At 65.8% G+C, this 12,967-nt stretch carries 16 protein-coding genes; 9 read left to right on the top strand and 7 right to left on the bottom strand.

Translation table 11 applies throughout. The features are described from left to right. Nucleotides 1–14: 14 nt before the first annotated feature. A complete protein-coding gene (gene glnT / locus CX676_RS01700; RefSeq protein WP_101751071.1) occupies nucleotides 15–1,322 on the top strand; it encodes a type III glutamate--ammonia ligase in 1,308 nt (435 codons plus the stop codon). 348 nt (nucleotides 1,323–1,670) lie between these two features. Here the strand turns inward: glnT and hemF are convergent, their stop codons facing one another. Beyond that, complete coding sequence (hemF, locus tag CX676_RS01695) at nucleotides 1,671–2,525, bottom strand: oxygen-dependent coproporphyrinogen oxidase (protein WP_101751070.1); 855 nt, start codon at nucleotides 2,523–2,525, stop codon at nucleotides 1,671–1,673. A 78-nt stretch (nucleotides 2,526–2,603) separates the two neighbouring features. On the opposite strand from hemF, the gene CX676_RS01690 reads away from it, so the two are divergent. After that, complete coding sequence (locus CX676_RS01690) at nucleotides 2,604–3,029, top strand: hypothetical protein (protein WP_101751069.1); 426 nt, start codon at nucleotides 2,604–2,606, stop codon at nucleotides 3,027–3,029. Nucleotides 3,030–3,036: 7 nt separating this feature from the next. Here CX676_RS01690 and CX676_RS01685 read toward each other — a convergent pair whose 3' ends face one another. From CX676_RS01685 to clpS, 3 genes are read right to left on the bottom strand one after another with little or no spacing between them, the layout of a single operon-like run. After that, nucleotides 3,037–3,843: an SDR family NAD(P)-dependent oxidoreductase gene (locus tag CX676_RS01685; protein ID WP_101751068.1), complete on the bottom strand. Its 807-nt coding sequence runs from the start codon at nucleotides 3,841–3,843 to the stop codon at nucleotides 3,037–3,039. Continuing rightward, nucleotides 3,843–4,859: a class I SAM-dependent methyltransferase gene (locus tag CX676_RS01680; RefSeq protein WP_101751067.1), complete on the bottom strand. Its 1,017-nt coding sequence runs from the start codon at nucleotides 4,857–4,859 to the stop codon at nucleotides 3,843–3,845. Before CX676_RS01680 ends, CX676_RS01685 begins: the two co-directional genes overlap by 1 nt. Nucleotides 4,860–4,862: 3 nt before the next feature. Beyond that, nucleotides 4,863–5,180, bottom strand: a complete 318-nt coding sequence (gene clpS, locus CX676_RS01675; protein WP_157935821.1) for an ATP-dependent Clp protease adapter ClpS — start codon at nucleotides 5,178–5,180, stop codon at nucleotides 4,863–4,865. Between the two features lie 246 nt (nucleotides 5,181–5,426). Between clpS and CX676_RS01670 the strand changes: the two genes are divergently transcribed. The 7 genes from CX676_RS01670 to CX676_RS01640 all read left to right on the top strand — a co-directional run bounded on the left by CX676_RS01670 (nucleotide 5,427) and on the right by CX676_RS01640 (nucleotide 11,229). Then, nucleotides 5,427–7,085, top strand: coding sequence for a D-alanyl-D-alanine carboxypeptidase family protein (locus CX676_RS01670; RefSeq protein WP_232816554.1), 1,659 nt, complete (start codon nucleotides 5,427–5,429; stop codon nucleotides 7,083–7,085). 149 nt (nucleotides 7,086–7,234) lie between these two features. Further along, complete coding sequence (locus tag CX676_RS01665) at nucleotides 7,235–7,888, top strand: glutathione S-transferase family protein (RefSeq protein ID WP_101751065.1); 654 nt, start codon at nucleotides 7,235–7,237, stop codon at nucleotides 7,886–7,888. Between the two features lie 55 nt (nucleotides 7,889–7,943). After that, a complete protein-coding gene (locus CX676_RS01660) occupies nucleotides 7,944–8,192 on the top strand; it encodes a type II toxin-antitoxin system Phd/YefM family antitoxin (protein WP_101754073.1) in 249 nt (82 codons plus the stop codon). Between the two features lie 3 nt (nucleotides 8,193–8,195). Then, nucleotides 8,196–8,576, top strand: coding sequence for a type II toxin-antitoxin system death-on-curing family toxin (locus CX676_RS01655; RefSeq protein ID WP_101751064.1), 381 nt, complete (start codon nucleotides 8,196–8,198; stop codon nucleotides 8,574–8,576). 125 nt (nucleotides 8,577–8,701) lie between these two features. Continuing rightward, complete coding sequence (gene parE / locus CX676_RS01650) at nucleotides 8,702–10,669, top strand: DNA topoisomerase IV subunit B (protein WP_101751063.1); 1,968 nt, start codon at nucleotides 8,702–8,704, stop codon at nucleotides 10,667–10,669. 187 nt (nucleotides 10,670–10,856) lie between these two features. Beyond that, nucleotides 10,857–10,988, top strand: coding sequence for a BrnT family toxin (locus CX676_RS22865; RefSeq protein ID WP_332872958.1), 132 nt, complete (start codon nucleotides 10,857–10,859; stop codon nucleotides 10,986–10,988). Then, complete coding sequence (locus CX676_RS01640; RefSeq protein WP_157935820.1) at nucleotides 10,963–11,229, top strand: BrnA antitoxin family protein; 267 nt, start codon at nucleotides 10,963–10,965, stop codon at nucleotides 11,227–11,229. Before CX676_RS22865 ends, CX676_RS01640 begins: the two co-directional genes overlap by 26 nt. Here CX676_RS01640 and CX676_RS01635 read toward each other — a convergent pair. From CX676_RS01635 to CX676_RS01625, 3 genes are read right to left on the bottom strand one after another with little or no spacing between them, the layout of a single operon-like run. Then, entirely contained in the window at nucleotides 11,226–11,963 is a 738-nt protein-coding gene (locus tag CX676_RS01635; protein ID WP_101751061.1) for an AbiU2 domain-containing protein, read from the bottom strand. The genes CX676_RS01640 and CX676_RS01635 overlap by 4 nt on opposite strands. Before the next feature lie 51 nt (nucleotides 11,964–12,014). Continuing rightward, entirely contained in the window at nucleotides 12,015–12,518 is a 504-nt protein-coding gene (locus CX676_RS01630) for a phosphatase PAP2 family protein (RefSeq protein ID WP_232816553.1), read from the bottom strand. Beyond that, nucleotides 12,518–12,949: a cytochrome c gene (locus tag CX676_RS01625; protein WP_157935819.1), complete on the bottom strand. Its 432-nt coding sequence runs from the start codon at nucleotides 12,947–12,949 to the stop codon at nucleotides 12,518–12,520. The genes CX676_RS01630 and CX676_RS01625 overlap by 1 nt, the downstream gene beginning before the upstream one ends. Nucleotides 12,950–12,967: the final 18 nt, after the last annotated feature.

The following is a 12,967-nucleotide window of genomic DNA, read 5'->3' as shown; positions in this document are numbered from 1 at the left end:
AGGAAAGTCGGCCCATGACGTCAGATCTGGCAGCTTTCGCGACGAAGAACGGCATCAAGTACTTCATGATTTCCTATACCGACCTGTTCGGTGGACAGCGCGCCAAGCTGGTCCCGGCCCAGGCGATCGATGACATGTCGCGCGATGGCGCGGGTTTTGCCGGCTTTGCCACCTGGCTCGACCTGACGGCGGCGCATCCCGACATGATGGCGGTGCCCGACCCGGCCTCGGTCATCCAGCTGCCATGGAAGCCCGAGGTGGCCTGGGTCGCCTCGAACTGCGTGATGGAGGAGAAGCCGGTCGGTCAGGCCCCGCGCAACGTGCTGCGCAAGCTGGTCGATGAGGCGGCGAAAGAGGGGCTGCGGGTCAAGACCGGGGTCGAGCCCGAGTTCTTCCTGCTGACCCCCGAAGGCGACAAGATCGCCGATCCCTATGATACGGCCGAGAAGCCCTGCTATGACCAGCAGGCGGTGATGCGGCGCTATGACGTGATCGCCGAGGTCTGCGACTACATGCTGGATCTGGGCTGGGAGGCCTACCAGAACGACCACGAGGACGCGACCGGCCAGTTCGAGATGAACTGGAAATATGACGACGTGCTGCCAACCGCCGACAAGCACAGCTTCTTCAAGTTCATGATCAAGTCGATCGCCGAGAAGCACGGGCTGCGCGCGACCTTCATGCCGAAGCCCTTCAAGGGGCTGACCGGCTCGGGCTGCCATGCGCATATCTCGGTCTGGGATCTCGAGGGCAAGACCAATGCCTTCGCCGATCCCGAGAAAGAGCTGGGACTGTCGGATCGAGGCCGCAACTTCCTCGGCGGCATCATGAAGCATGCGGCGGCGCTGGCGGCGATCACCAACCCGACGGTGAACAGCTACAAGCGGATCAACGCCCCGCGCACCAGCTCGGGCGCGACCTGGGCGCCGAACACGGTGACATGGACCGGCAATAACCGCACCCATATGGTGCGCGTTCCCGGCCCCGGCCGGTTCGAGCTGCGCCTGCCCGATGGCGCGGCCAACCCCTACCTGATGCAGGCGGTGATCCTTGCCGCCGGTCTCGACGGCATCCGCACCAAGGCCGATCCCGGCCCGCGCTCGGATGTGGACATGTACACGCAGGGCCATACGGTGACCAATGGCACCAAGCTGCCGCTGAACCTGCTCGACGCGCTGCGCGACTATGACCGCGACGAGACGCTGAAATCGATGATGGGCACGGATTTCTCGTCCGCCTACCTGAAGCTGAAGCTGCAGGAATGGAACAATTTCACCGCGCATTTCTCGCGGTGGGAGCATGACAACACGCTGGACATCTGACCGGCACCGATCGCAGTCCCCCAGCTGCCGCGGCCTTCGTGCCGCGGCTTTTTTTTGGGGGGGAGGCTGCATTGTCGGCCTGCGGCGGTGAGCTCGTTGCTGCGCTCAACTTCGTGCCGGCAGAGGGTCAGCGGACGACCGCGGGCTGCCGCTGAGGCGATTGTACGAAGCACCTTTATGGCGCCATCACATCGAACGGCTGTTCGGCGCTGAACCGCACCAGAGCGGCCGCCCATGGGGCGGTCGGCCGCTGGCCCGGCGCGCTTCGCGCTTGCTCCGGGCAGGGTCTGCAGGTCAGGCGATGACAAGAGCGGCTAAACAAGCCAATCTGCGTCGGCTTCCCAAAACTCACACCCACTTCGCCAGCGGCGGCAGGCTCATCAGCACGGCATCGGCGTTGTGGCCGGTCTCCAGCCCGAACTTGGTGCCACGGTCATAGACCAGGTTGTATTCGGCGTAGAGGCCGCGATGGATCAGCTGCGCGTCCTTGTCGGCCTCGTCCCAGGGCTGCCCCATGCGCCGCTCGGCCAAGGGCAGGAAGGCCGGCAGGAAGGCCTCGCCCACCGCCTTGGTAAAGGCGAAATCGGCGGGCCAGTCGCCGGTGTTCAGGTCGTCATAGAAGATGCCGCCGACGCCCCGCGCCCGGCCGCGATGGGGGATGAAGAAATACTCGTCGGCCCAGGCCTTGAAGCGGTCATAGTAATCCGCGCCATGGGGGGCGCAGGCCGCGCGCAGCGTGTCGTGGAAATGCGCCGTGTCCTCGGCATAGTCGATGCAGGGATTGAGGTCCGTGCCACCGCCGAACCACCAGGCGCCCGGCGTCCAGAACATCCGCGTGTTCATGTGGACCGCCGGCGCATGGGGGTTCTGCATATGGGCGACAAGGCTGATGCCCGAGGCCCAGAAGCGCGGGTCCTCGGCCATGCCCGGCACACCGCGCGCGGCCATCGCCGCCTGCGCCTTGGGCGCCAGCGTGCCATGCACCTCGGACCAGTTCACCCCCACCTTCTCGAACACCCGGCCCCCGCGCATCACCGACATGAGGCCACCGCCGCCCTTCTCGGCCCGCTCGGTCGGGGTCACCTCGAAGCGGCCGGCGGGGGCGTCACCCGAAGCCCGATCCTCCAGCGCCTCGAAGGCGGCGACGATGCGGTCGCGCAACTCGTGGAACCAGCTTGCGGCTGTGCGGCGTTGTTCATCCATGGGGCGGCCTCGATTGTTGATTTGCCTCACCGCCGCGCTTGCGGCTAGCATCCGATGAGACACCTAAAGGCCCGCCCCATGACCCGCAACATCGCATTGACCCTTGCCGCCCTGCCGCTGCTTCTGGCGGCCTGCGGCACCCCTCAGGAACGCTGCATCAGCAAGAATACCCGTGAATACCGCAATGTCAGCAATCTGCTGCGCGAGGTCGAGGGCAACCTGGCCCGTGGCTATGCCTGGGAAGAACGGGTGGTCTATGACGAGATCCTGACCCAGTGCCGCGACCTGGTGCGCGACCGCGAGGGCAATGCACGGGTCATCTATACCCCCTGCTGGCGCGATGTCTCGACCACGCAGCGTTACCGCGTCGCCATCGACCCTGCGGCGGAACAGCGCAAGCGGGCAAATCTGGCCGCGCGTCAGAAGGAGCTGGCCGGGCAGGCCGAGGCCTATGTCCGCGCCTGCCAGGCCGCCTATCCCGAGGAGCAGAAAGCCGCCCAGTAGGGCGGGGTCAGAGCATGCTGCCGGTGACCGGATCGGCCAGGCTGCGACCGCCATCGACGGTCAGGATCTGGCCGGTGACGAAGCTGGCGCCGCTGCTGACCAGGTAAAGCACGGTATCGGCCACCTCGTCGGCGGCGGCGATCCGGCCCATCGGCGTGCCGGCGATCACCCGCTCGCGCAGGCTGCCATCCTCGCGCAGCGACAGTTTCAGCTCGTGCGACATGACGCTGCTGAAGGAAACCCCGTTCACCCGGATGCGGTGCGGGGCGAGCGTCAGCGCCAGCCCCCGCGTCGCCTGTTCCAGCGCCGCGCAGGCGATGGAATAGCCCAGCAGGTCCGGCACCGGCCGGGTGCCCGCCAGCGTCGAGATATTAACGATCGAGCCGATCTCGTCGGCATCGGGGCTTGCCTCGCCCTGCTTGATCATCCGCCGCGCCACCAGTTGCGACATGCGCAGGCCGGCCATCATGTTCTGGCGCATCATCTCGTCCAGCGTATCGACATCGGTATCCAAGGGGTCCGAGGCCCGCACAAGCCGATGGGCGTTGACCAGGATATCCACCCGGTCGAAGGCATCGAGCGTCGCGGACAGAAGGTTGGCCATCGCCAGCTTCTCGCTCATGTCGCCGGAAAAGGACCTCACCGGGCCATCACGCTCGGGGTCGCTGCCAAGCTCGGCTTCCAGCAGCGCCTCGTCACTGTCGGCGAACATCACGTTGGCGCCGCGCTCGACGAAGTGCCGGGCGATGGCCAGGCCGATGCCACGCCCCGCGCCGGTAACGATGGCGGTCTTTCCCTGGATCGACAGTCCCATCACTTGCCCCTTTTAGCGCCGGCCCCGGCGGCCCGTCGGGCCCCCGTCGCCTCGATGATCTTGAAGCGGGAATCCCCGCCGATCTCGGTGACCTTGGCGAACTGCGTCGACAGCACCGCCTCGTAGGGCAGGTGCCGGTTCGCCACCATCCACAGCTTGCCCGCGCCGGTCAGCAACCGGGCGGCGGCGGCGATGAAGCCGGCGCCAAGCCCCGGATCGGCCGCGCGACCTTCGTGGAAGGGCGGGTTCATCACCACGCCGTTCACCGGCTCGGGCAGGCGGAAATCGCGGGCATCGGCCCAGTGAAAGGTCGCGCGCGGGTCGGTGACATTCTGCCGCGCACAGGCCAGCGCGGCATGATCGGCCTCGACCAGATGCAGCGTCTCGACCCCCTCGCGCGCCAGCACCTGCGCGGCGAGCCATCCCCAGCCCGCGCCCAGGTCGACCATGCGCGTCGGCAGGCGCGGCGGCAGATGCGCCGCCAGCAGCGCCGAGCCGGGATCGATGCCATCGGCGGAAAACACCCCCGGCAGGGTGACGAAGCCATCCGCCAGCACGCGGGGCGCGGCGCGCCAGTCGGCGGGCAGCCACTCGCCCTCGGGCCGGGTCAGACGGAAGATCCGGCCATGGGCCTTGTTGTGCTGCTCCTCGATCGGGGCGAGGGCACGCATCGCCTTCAGGATCGAATCCACCCCGTCGGTCTTCTGCCCGTCGATCCACAGCGCACCGCCGGGTTTCAGTCGGTCCGAGGCGGCGGCGATCAGCGCATGGGCCTCGGCCTTGGCGCGCGGCAGAAAGACCAGCGCGCTGTCGAACGCGCGCCCCTCGGGCAGCTCGGCCAGCACCTGCCAGCCCTGCGCCTGAAGCGCGCGGTGATCGGGGAAATGCCCCTGCACCAACAGGGTGCGGTCTGGGTCAAAGCCCTGCAGCCCCGCCGCGCCGGAGGCCCCGAGGATCAGCAGGTCGCCATCGGGCGAGGTCTCGCCGAATGCCAGTTCAAGTCGTGGATCGGTCACGGTCTATTCTTTTTCCATGGTGCATTGCAGCGGATGCTGCTGCCGCCGGGCCAGTTCCATCACCTGCGCCACCTTGGTCTCGGCGATCTCGTGCGAGAAGACGCCGACCACGGCGATGCCCTTGCGATGCACGGTCAGCATCACCTCGATGGCCTGGGCATGGGTCATGTTGAACAGCCGTTCCAGCACGTGCACGACGAACTCCATCGGGGTGAAATCGTCGTTCAGCAGCAGCACCTTGTACAGCGGCGGCCGCTGCGTCTTGGCGCGCGGCTTGGTGGCCAGTTCGATCTGATCCTTCCCGTCCTTCCGGTCGGTCATCCAATGAGTCATCTTGTCCCTGGCCCTGCCGTCACGCGCCGCGCGGGTCGCTGGATTTCACAATATAGGCGGAAATGCGTCGGATGGTAGTCCCCTCTGCCATCCCTTCGCCGTAGCTCTGTGGGAACAGGCAGGAATTTAGATCAATTGGCTGGTTCCCAGCCTGAATCATGCGTGCTATTGTGGGTTGATTAACGAAGGGCGTGCAATCAATGACGCGCCCCCGAGGCAGAAGAGATCGAGACAGTGACCCGCAAAACACGATTCGCCCGGTTCTGGGCGCTTATCCTGCTGGCCGTTCTGGCCCCGGCAATCACAAGCGCGGCGCCCTTCGCGGCCTATGTCATGGATGCCCGAACGGGCAAGCCGATCTACGCGCAAAACGCCGATACCAAGCTGCATCCGGCCTCGCTGACCAAGATGATGACGCTGTACCTGGCCTTTGCCGCCATCGAGCGCGGTCAGGTCCGGCTGGATTCGAAGTTCCCGGTCTCGTCGAATGCCGCGGCCGAGCCGCCCTCGAAGCTGGGTCTCCGCGCCGGCCAGAAGATCGAGCTGCGCTACCTGATCCGCGCCGCCGCCATCAAGTCGGCCAATGACGCCGCCACCGCCATCGGCGAGGGCATTGCCGGTTCCGAACAGGCTTTCGCCGCGCAGATGACCGCGACCGCGCGGGCACTGGGGATGCGGAACACCAATTTCCGCAACGCCAACGGGCTGACGCAAGAGGGTCACTATTCCACCGCCCATGACATGAGCATCCTGGGCCGGCGCCTCTTCTATGATTTCCCGCAATATTACTCGCTCTTCTCGCGCCGCTCGGCCGATGCCGGGATCGCGCAGGTCTCCTCGACCAACAAGCGCTTCCTTGACGCCTATCGCGGTGCCGATGGCATCAAGACCGGCTATACCCGCGCCGCCGGCTTCAACCTCACCGCCTCGGCACAGCGCGGCAACAAGCGCATCGTCGCCACCGTCTTCGGCGGCACCTCGACGGCGCAGCGCAACCAGGTGATGGCGCAGCTTCTGGACGCGGGCTTCGGCAAGGCACCCTCGAACGTCCGCGAAGTTCGCCCCGAGCCGCCGCAACTCTTGGCGCAGCGCGTCGTGCGCAAGGCGCAGGTCCAGCCCACCGCCGCCGCCACCCAGCCGCGCGAGCTGACGCTGGCAAGTTCCGCCCCGCCGCAGCGTACCCGCCGGGTGATGAAGGTCACGCCCGAGGCCCCTGCCCCGGTCGCAGCCGCCGCCCCGGTCGCCACGCTGGTCGAGACCGCAGCCGCCGCGCCCGTCGCCGCCGGCCGGATGGCGCTGGCCAGCAGCAACCGCCCGCGCCTGCGCCCCGCAGCCCGTGGCGAGGCCGTCGATCAGGCGGTGCGCATGGCCGTGGCACAGGACACGGCCGCGCCGCAATCGGCCAGCCTCGCGGCGCCGGTTCTGGCCTCGTCCAGCCGCCCGGCCCCTGCCCCGCGCTCGAGGAATGCGGCGCCCGCGCCGGTCCAGACCGCTGCCGCCGAACCGGCCGCAGCCGCGCCCGCCAGCAGCAATCGCGACCTGAACCTCAACAGCTCGCATGCGCCGAAGCCGCGTTCGGAAACGGTGATCCTCGCCGCCATGGGTGAAGGTGACATCTCGCCCGAAGCGGTCGAGATCGTCTCGCGCCCGCCGGCTGGATCGCGCGGCTATGGCGTCAACCTGGGCCGCTACCGCTCGCAGGCCGAGGCCGACAAGCTGCTGCTGCAGGTCGCGCTGCAGGGAGGCCCGGCGCTGGAGGGCGGTCGTCGCCATGTCGCCAATACCAATCGCGGCTTCGAGGCGAATTTCACCGGCCTCAGCAAGGCCTCGGCCCAGCTGGTCTGCGACCGCGCCGCCGCCCGGCAGGAACCCTGCACGGTGATCACGCCCTGATCGACCAACAAGGCACAACCATTTCAAAGGGCGCGGTTTTCGAACCGCGCCCTTTTTTCATGGCCGCCCCGCGCGGCGATGCCGCAATCGGGACTTCCCGTCCCCGGACCCGCCGCGTAACCTGAGTTTCGAACAACCGGAGCCGCCCCATGCTGACCATCCACGGTGTCACCCGCTCGCGCGCCTCGCGCATCATCTGGCTGTGTCACGAGATCGGCCTGCGCTTCCGGCAGATCCCGGTGATCCAAGCCTATCGCCTTGCCGATCCGATGGCCAAGGACGCGCCGCTGAACACCCGTTCGCCGAGCTTCCTGAAGCTCTCGCCCGCCGGTGCCATCCCGGTGATCGAGGATGACGGGTTGATCCTGTCCGAGTCGATGGCCTGCACGCTTTATCTGGCGCGCAAGCATGGCCAACCCTTCGGCCCGGCGGACGCGCAGGAAGATGCGCTGATGTCGCAATGGAGCTTCTATGCCTGCACCGCGATCGAGGCCGATGCGCTGACCATCCTGTTCCTCGGCGGCAAGACCGACACCGCCCATGAACGCGCCGCCGTCGAGGCTGCCGCCGACCGGCTGACCCGCCCCCTCGAGGTCATCGCCGATCACCTCGCTCATAACGGCCACATGGTCGGCCGCCGCTTCTCGGTCGCCGATATCAACATGGCCGAGGTGATCCGCTATGCCCAGAGCCACGAGCCGCTGATGCGCCAGTTCCCGGCGATCACCGACTGGCTGGCCGATTGCGAGGCCCGCCCGGCCTTCCGCAAGATGTGGGAGGCCCGGCTGGCCGAGCCGGAATGACATTGAAATATGCATTGAAATATGCAATATAATGGGCAACCGAAAGGATGCCCCGATGACCCGCCTGCTGACCAACCACATCTGCACCATGACCGAGCTGCGCGAGCCGCATAAGGTTCTGGAACGTTCGGGCGGCAAGCCGGTGGCGATCCTGAAGAACTCGCAGCTGGTCGGCTATCTCGTCCCGGAAGAGGCGACCGACAAGGGTCAGCACCGCCATGCCACCCGCGACGAGGTGATGGAATCGCTGCGGCGCACGCAAGCGCGGGCGCAGCCGGTCCTCGACTATCTGCGCGACAAGTAGATCGTGAGCGACTGGCTGCTGCCCTCGACCGAACTGGTCGAGCTGATTCATGACGCCGTGCTGAACCCCGGTGAACTGGCGGGACTTGCCCGCGACAAGTCGCTGGACGGCGCGCTGGCGCGGGTCGAGAACCGGCTGGCCTATGGCATGATCGGCGACATCTTCGATCTGGCGGCGGCCTATGCCATGGCCCTCGCGCAGGGTCATTGCTTCAACGATGCCAACAAGCGCACCGCCTATCGCGTGATGCTGGTCGTTCTGGACATGAACAGCGCACGCGAACCTGATGTCGGGGTCGAAGAAACCGGCCAGAAAATCATCGCCCTGGCCCAAGGGCTGATCGACGATGGCGACCTGGCGGACTGGCTGCGCGACCAGGCATAGCCCCTATCCCTTGCGGCGCGCATCGGCGGGGCCTCAAGGCCTTGCCCCCAAGCCCTTGCCCCGCGCCCCCCGGACATGAGATAGTCCGCAGAATCCGCAAGCACCAAGAATAAACGAGCAGTCCGATGGCCGACGATCTTCTTTCCGCCGCTGATGCCAGCGCCGACAGCTACTCTGCCGCCTCAATCGAGGTGCTGGAGGGGCTGGAGCCCGTGCGCAAGCGCCCCGGCATGTATATCGGCGGCACCGATGAACGCGCGCTGCACCACCTGGTTGCCGAGATCCTCGACAACTCGATGGACGAGGCGGTGGCCGGACATGCGAGCCGCATCGAGGTGGATCTGCTGGCGGATTTCAGCGTGGTGATCCGCGACAATGGCCGCGGCATCCCGATCGATCCGCATCCGAAATTCCCCGGCAAGTCGGCGCTGGAGGTGATCCTCTGCACCCTTCATGCGGGCGGCAAGTTTTCCGGCGATGCCTACCAAACCTCGGGCGGCCTTCACGGCGTTGGCGCCTCGGTGGTGAACGCGCTGTCGGACCTGATGGTGGTGCAGGTCGCGCGGAACAAGGAGTTGTTCGAACAACGCTTCTCGCGCGGTATCCCTCAGGGTCCGGTGGCCAAGATCAGCGCGGCCCCGAACCGGCGCGGCACCACCGTCACCTTTCATGCTGACGAGGAGATCTTCGGCCATCACCGCTTCAAGCCGGCGCGTCTGCTGAAGATGGTGAAATCCAAGGCCTATCTCTTCTCGGGCGTCGAGATCCGCTGGAGCTCGGAAATCGACGATGGCGAGACGCCGACCGAGGCCACCTTCCACTTCCCCGGCGGGCTGGCCGATTACCTCGCCGAAACGCTCAGCAATGCCACCACCTATGCCGACCGCCCCTTTGCCGGCAGCGTCGATTTCAAGCGCTTCAACGCGCCGGGCAAGGTCGATTGGGCGATCAACTGGACCCCGGCCCGCGACGGCTTCATCCAGTCCTATTGCAACACCGTGCCGACCCCCGAGGGCGGCACGCATGAGGCCGGCTTCTGGGCGGCGATCCTCAAGGGCATCCGCGCCTATGGCGAGCGGGTGAGCAACAAGAAGGCCGCGCAGATCACCCGCGAGGACCTGCTGACCGGCGGCTGCGCGCTGGTGTCCTGCTTCATCCGCGAGCCGGAATTCGTCGGCCAGACCAAGGACCGCCTCGCCACCACCGAGGCCGCCCGGCTGGTCGAGGGCGCGGTGCGCGACCATTTCGACACCTGGCTGGCGGCGGATACGAAATCCGCGGGCGCGATCCTCGATTTCCTGGTGCTGCGGGCCGAGGAACGCCTGCGCCGCAAGCAGGAAAAGGAAACCGCCCGCAAGACCGCGACCAAGAAGCTGCGGCTGCCCGGCAAGCTGGTCGATTGTTCGGCCACAAACCGCGAGGGGACGGAACTGTTCATCGTCGAGGGCGACTCGGCCGGTGGTTCCGCCAAGATGGCCCGCGAGCGCCAGACGCAGGCGCTGCTGCCTCTGCGCGGCAAGATCCTGAACGTGCTGGGCGCGGCCAGTTCCAAGCTGGGCTCGAACCAGGAAATCAACGATCTCTGCCAGGCACTTGGCGTCGGCATGGGGACCAAGTTCAACGTCGATGACCTGCGTTATGACAAGATCATCATCATGACCGATGCGGACGTGGACGGCGCCCATATCGCCAGCCTCTTGATGACCTTCTTCTTCACCCAGATGCGCCCGATGATCGACAAGGGGCACCTGTACCTCGCCTGCCCGCCGCTTTACCGCCTGACGCAGGGCGCGCATCGCATCTATGTCGCCGATGACGCCGAGAAGGAAAAATGGCTGGCCAAGGGCCTGGGCGGCAAGGGCAAGATCGACGTGCAGCGCTTCAAGGGTCTGGGCGAGATGGACGCCAAGGACCTGAAGGACACGACGATGAACCCCAAGACCCGCCGGCTGATCCGGGTCAGCATCGACGATGACGAGGGCGGCGAGACCGGCGACCTGGTCGAGCGGTTGATGGGCAAGAAGCCGGAACTGCGGTTCGAATATATCCAGGAGAATGCGCGGTTTGCCGATGCGGATGAGCTGGATGTGTAAGCGCCACGGCGAGGTTGATCTCTTCATTTAATATGCATATATTAAATGTTCGAATGGGATGAGTCGAAACCGGCCGCCAACCTTGCCAAACATGGCGTCGATTTCGCCGATGCCGCGCTTCTCGACTTGCACGCCGCACTGACCGCCAGACACGCGCGGCAGCTATGGCGAGGACCGCTTCGTCTCGATCCTGCCCCTGGGCCAGCGGCCGCATGTCTGCGTCTGGACATGGCGCCAGCCCCCGCGACGCATCATCAGCCTGCGCAAGGCGAACCGGAAGGAAGAGGCCCTCTATGCCGCGCAAGACCTATATCGATGAGGATGGCGAGGCGCTGGAACTGGATCAGGACTGGTTCGCCCGCGCCAAGCCTTCTGAAGACATCCCCGAACTGGCCGATGTGGTGAGGCGAGGTCGCCCCGCGCTGGCCGAAGCGGACCGCAAGCAGCGCGTGACGATCTATCTGGACCGCGATCTGGTCGAGCGGCTGAAGGAAGAGGGCAAGGGCTGGCAGACGCGAGCGAATGCGTTGTTGAGGAAGGCGACGGGGCTAAAGGGCTAGTCCATTCTCTCGGGTGGTCGGTAATTCAACCACTCTGGCATTTCATAGAGATCTCGTAGCGCCCGTGTTTCAGGTGGAATCTCCCTAGGGTCGGCAGCCGTTTTTCCGGCCTGATCCAGTATGTCCGACCTCATTTCCTCCAACTTCTGCTGGCCGTAGTAGAGTGTACGCAAAAAGGAGACTTCGTCTGACCCTAGGTTGCTGACTGGTTCGCTGGATACATGCGTGCCGAAAGCCTTCAGGTGCATGTAGACTACGACCAGTCGCAGACTTTCGATGGCGTGCTCAATCTGCAGTCTAGAAACACCCTGTGATCCACTTTTGTCGAAACGCGCGCTTCGATCAGAATGTGCGATAAAGCGATGGCGCTGACCAATGAGCGGATCGCATGCCGACTTGAAATCTGCGACCATTCCCGAAAATGTCGCCCGATCTGGGCTTTCTTCAGTCAGAGTGAGCAGACGAAATAGCGAATTGTTCTCTTTGCCGCGTGAATTGGCTGGATCGGCGAGTCTGCAAAGGCTGAGCACAACATCATCGTAAAGTGCATCCTGAATGATGAGAGCTGTCGTGCCCGAAATACTGTTTAGCAGTGAAACGCGCTCGGAGTTGGTGCCGTAGAATGCTCGATAGACACGCCATTTCAGACGGATCGTCGCGAGTTGCGTGTAGATGTGCTCAAACAGTTCTGCAAATTCGGCGTCCTGCCCGGCCACCGGCACGAGTGATGTCATTGAGCACGTGCTCCCTCAACCATCTGCATTAGAAGTTGACCCACCCGCCCCCTAAAACCGCATCCCCATTTCAAACCCCACCCCCTGCGCCCCAATCCCGAAACTCGCCGCCCCGAAGGTGATCCCGATCAGCGCGCCGCTCATCACTTGCGGCACGGTATGCTCGCCGGCATGGACACGGCTCCAGCCGGTGAAGCCCGCCGCGCCGTACAGCGCGGCGCCGGCGGCTCGGTCGTCCTCGAAGCATTTGCCGGCGAGGTCCGAGGCGCCGAAGAAGGCGGCGGCGGTGTGGCCGGAGGGAAAGCCCTTGCCCTCGCCGGAGGGGCGGCGCGACAGGGGGGTACCGTCGAGATATTCCTTCATGCCCCAGACGATCGCGGCGTTCAGCAGGCCTCGGACGGCGAAATCCTCCAGCCGGTCGTCGCGTTCGGCGCAGACCGCTGCGGCCAGCGGCAGGCCGTATTTCATCGCCGTCCCGAATTGCTCGGCCGGATCGGCGGCGGCGGGCTGAAGGAAGGCGGCGGTCAGCGCGCCGGCGGCAAGAAACCCCCGCATTACTCCTGGTTCTCTGCGAGGTAGTCGGTCAGCGCCGCCAGCCGTGCCGGGGTCGGCGTCACCTGACCCTTGCCGGTCTCGTACATGATTTCCGGCCCGGCGAAGAGGTCGCCGAATTGCGGCATCGGGCTGTCAGAGCGGCCCATGGTGTGGCCATAGATATGGCCCGCCACCTGTGCCTTGGGGAAGACCCCGCCATTGCGGGCGCTGATCGTGGTCAGGTCGGCGGGCGGCGGTACCATGCCGGGCGCGGCGCGGCCATCGCCCTTGCCGCCCGGCCCGTGGCAATCCGAGCAGAGATTGACAAAGTCCATCCGCGCGCCCTCCTCGGGATCCATCGCCGCATCAAGATCGCGCGGTTCGGGCGAACAGGCGGCCACCATCAGTGCCATCGCCGCCGCGCCGGCCAGACCCGAAATCACTGCTCGCATCGCTGTCCCCTTCTGGGT

The sequence above is a fragment of the Paracoccus zhejiangensis genome, from assembly GCF_002847445.1.
Lineage (GTDB): Bacteria > Pseudomonadota > Alphaproteobacteria > Rhodobacterales > Rhodobacteraceae > Paracoccus > Paracoccus zhejiangensis.
This window is presented reverse-complemented; position numbering and strand designations above follow the sequence as displayed.